The 1,328-nt window shown below is 60.2% G+C and carries 2 protein-coding genes; both read right to left on the minus strand.

Going from position 1 to position 1,328, the window contains the following annotated elements; all coding sequences use genetic code 11:
• Window positions 1-403 (minus strand): hypothetical protein (locus tag ACYVDE_RS23015; protein WP_460503865.1); only part of this gene is annotated, 403 nt, incomplete at its 3' end.
• Between the two features lie 214 nt (window positions 404-617).
• Window positions 618-1,172 (minus strand): phage tail protein, encoded by a 555-nt coding sequence (locus ACYVDE_RS23020; protein ID WP_460503866.1) that lies wholly within the window; start codon window positions 1,170-1,172, stop codon window positions 618-620.
• Window positions 1,173-1,328: the final 156 nt, after the last annotated feature.

Raw genomic sequence — 1,328 nt, forward strand, 5'->3', positions numbered from 1 at the left:
AGCCGTTGGTGTTGTCCACGGCGATGCCGGCCAGAGCGGTGGCGGTTGCCCCGCTAATGGGGGCCGGCGTCAGAAACGTGCTGACCGTGTAGGGTGCCACCAAGCTAATGGTGTAGATGTTGGGCAGGTTGTTGCGCACATCGGCCACAAACAAGCGGTTGTTGGCTATGTCAATCGCCACGTTACCGGGCGAGGAAACAAAGCCGTTTTTCAGAAGCGTTTCCGAGGCAGCCGCTAGCGGGCTGCGCCGCAGCTCGTCGAGCGTCGTTGTGGCCGCCCCGTCACTCAGCAGGTAATAAACCTGGGCGTGCCCACTCCGAGGCATCAGGCTCAAGGCCCACAGCAGCAGGGCCACCAGCCAAGGCAGCCCGCCCCTGCGGGCGGTTGGTAAGATTTTATTCATGGGATAATTGGTAAGAAAAATAAGTCGGGGGTAAAGCCTGCCCGGCAAAACACCGGGGAAGCAGGCATTATGGCAGCCGCACCGGGAAGCGGCAGCGGAGAAGACGAACAACGCATCCATCTAACTACCCACAAGTTAAGCGGCACCGTTCCGGTTGCCCTATTGCAAACCGAACGATGCCGCTTGTACTTGCGGGGGCAACGCCCCGCGGCAATTAGCTGCGCGAGGGGTACACGCCGTTCAGGCAGATGATATAGTTCATGCCCAGGTAGGGCGGCATCACATTTACTGCCTGGTTGCCGCCCGTATTGCCGATGGCACCAGCTGCCAAGGGCGTCAGGGTAGCTCCGGAAGCCGTCACCATATTGTTGATAGCCACCGACTCTTCGCTACCGCTCGTAACGCCGTTCGGTTTGCCCGGCAACACGGAGTTGCCAGGGACACTGGTCGTAGCTGTCTGCGTAGCCACCTGCTGCAAGTGCGTGTGGGCGGGCAGGTTGTTGGTGGTCAGTGTTACGCTGGCTGCGCCGGCGGCCTGGCCCGGCTGCACGACAGGCAAGCCCGCGCCACTGCCGGCGCCTACCGCTACCCGGCCCATCAGGTTGGGCAGCGCGAAAGTGGTGGTGCCGTTACCACCGTAGGTGGTACCCAGAAGGGAAAACAGGGCCTGGTACTGATTGATTGGGAGAATCTGGCCGTTGCAGAAAGCCCAGTTCTGAGGCGCATAAGAGCCAGCAAAAAGTTTTACGATACCGATGAACTCATCCATGCTAAAAAAGGGAAATAAAGGTGAGAAAAGAAGTGGAAATGTGTTTGGTTTGCGTCAAAAGCGATGAAAACATACTTGCCGGCCCCACGAGGGCCATACCCAGCTGGCTAGGCCACCCGGGCGCGGGGCCGGCGCTGGTGGGCCAGCCGCAGCTCG

It is taken from the genome of Hymenobacter agri, from assembly GCF_054778495.1.